Annotated in this window: 2 protein-coding genes; both read right to left on the bottom strand. The window is 67.5% G+C overall.

Annotation, left to right across the window (positions count from 1 at the left end; all coding sequences use genetic code 11):
• Window positions 1-1,598 (bottom strand): FAD-dependent monooxygenase (locus tag VIR09_RS25165; RefSeq protein WP_332015324.1); only part of this gene is annotated, 1,598 nt, incomplete at its 3' end.
• 159 nt (window positions 1,599-1,757) lie between these two features.
• On the bottom strand, window positions 1,758-2,178 hold a 421-nt coding region (locus VIR09_RS25160; RefSeq protein WP_332015323.1), incomplete at its 5' end, for a LysR substrate-binding domain-containing protein.

The raw sequence follows: 2,178 nt of genomic DNA, 5'->3' as shown, positions 1-2,178 counted from the left end.
CAGGACGCCGCGGCCATGCCGGGCGCGGGCGCGCGCAGCAGCTCCACGTAAGCCCCCAGGGTCTCCACGTGGCGTTCTTCCGCGCGCAGCCCCACGTGGCCGTCCGCCCTGACGACCAGCAACAGGATATGCCGCACGCCCAGCCTTCCGGCCATCGAGGGATCGAGATAGCCATCCACGTCGTCAACAATGTCCGCATTCGCGGTCAAGGCGACCACCGCTTCAATGAGCGCGCCGTCGGATAGCGGCTCGATCGCCGAGCGGACCTGAGCAAGCGTATCCCCTGACGTCCGCGGGCCGCCAAGAACGAAAACCGTGTGGCCCTTGCGGTTGGCGCGTTCGTGCAACATGCCCGCGCCTCCCCCCGCCAGGCGGATCGGGATCTGGTCCGGCAGCCGCTGGCCCGGGGAAACGGGGTCGTGCCGGTCTCCCATGACGATGGGCGAATCGCCGTAATCGATGTCCAGCTCCGCCTCGGCCACCGCCTCGTGATGCTGCGAGGCGCCGTCCTCGAAGGCTTTGCGGATGGCGGTATTGCGCTCGCGCAGCACCTCCGTATCCGTGGCCAGTTGGGCGTACTCGGCGGCATCGCCCGATGCCAGCACACGCTGCGCGGCGGGACGACGCTCTGCCTGATAGCTGTCGAGCAGCCCATCCGAGCACTGCCCGCCGCAGACCAGCGCAAGCTTCCAGGCCAGATTGACGGCGTCGTGCAGGCCGGTATTCATGCCGTGGCCCTGGGCCGGACTGCAGGTATGCGCGGCGTCCCCGGCCAGCAGGATGCGGCCGGCCCGGAATCGCCGCGCAACTTTGGTGTAGCAAAGGAAGCGCGCCGGATGAGCGACGTCTTCGAAGTCGGCTTCGGGCAGATACCGCCGCAGCGTGGACAAGGCATCGGCGACCAGGTCGGAATCTTCGGCGCTGGGCCGCAGATACACGCGCCAGCGCTGGCCGGGCAGCGCCGTCAGGATGACCGGAATCCGGTCCAGGTAGGCGTAGTTGGCTTCGAAAATCTCGGGCCAGCCGCTGATCGCGGCATCGAACACGGCCCAGGGCTGGCTGATGTCGTGGCCATCCTGTTCGATGCCGGCCAGCGCGCGGACCGTGCTGTGGTGGCCGTCGCAGCCTATCACCCACTGGGCCAGCACTTCGATATTGCCGCCAGGCTGTTCGATTCTGGCCAGCACGCCGTCCGGCCGTTCCTGCAGGTCCACCAGCTTGCTGGCCCGCTGGACGCTGCCGCCATGGCTTGCCAGATAGTCGGTGAGGATGGCCTCGGTGACCTCTTCCGAAATCCCGATGTTGTAGGGATAGCGACTGCCGCAAAGATCCAGATCGATTTCGCCCAGCACCTTGCCGTCGGCATGGATGCGCGCGCCGCGCTGCTTCACGCCTGCGGCCAGCAGCGGTTCCACGATGCCGAGCGAATCGAATATCTCCAGCGAGCGGGGGTGGACCACCGTTGCGCGGTCCCACTCCAGCGGCCTCTCGTGCGCATCTATCAGCAGGCATTGCACGCCGCGCCGTTGCAGCTCGGCGGCGATGAGCAGACCCACCGGACCGGCGCCAACCACCAGGACTGTCGTTGCAATCACCATGATGCGGCCTCTGGAAACGTGGAAGCGGTCCGGATTGCGCCTCGGCACGAATCCAAAAAAATAAGACCACGCATGGGCAGCCGTCAAAGATATTGAGCCTTACGCCGCTGGCATGACGCCTCGGGCGCGCCTCATCCTTTCGGAGCGATCCGTTACGGTTCAGGGGTGCCTGGCCAGCTGCGCGGCCTCGCCCAGCAGCGCGTCCAGCAGTCGGCGCGCCGGCACGGTCAGCGGTGCATCGGCACGGTGCGTCACATAGATGACGGTCTTGGGCAGGGGGTCGATGATGTCCAGCCGCACCAGCCCCAGCGCCGGCCCGTAACGGTCCAGGAACCCCTGCGGCATGATGCCGATCAGGTCCAGCTGCGGCATCAACGCCAGCAGCGTGGAAAAGGATTCGCATTCGAGCTGCAGATGCAGCGCGCGCGCCTGCGCTTCGTCGGCGTACAGCGCCCGTGGATCGCCCGGCCCTTGCGCCGGCCCGGTCAGCACCCAGGCCGCCTCGGTCAGTTCGCCCAACTGTCGCGCCCGGGCCAGCGGATGGGCGGCGCGCGCGACGATGACGGACTGGCTCTCGAAC

It is taken from the genome of Achromobacter sp. (assembly GCF_036567245.1).
Classification (GTDB): domain Bacteria; phylum Pseudomonadota; class Gammaproteobacteria; order Burkholderiales; family Burkholderiaceae_B; genus Achromobacter.
Note: the sequence above shows the minus strand (reverse complement) of the source record. Positions and strands in the feature narration are given on the sequence as shown.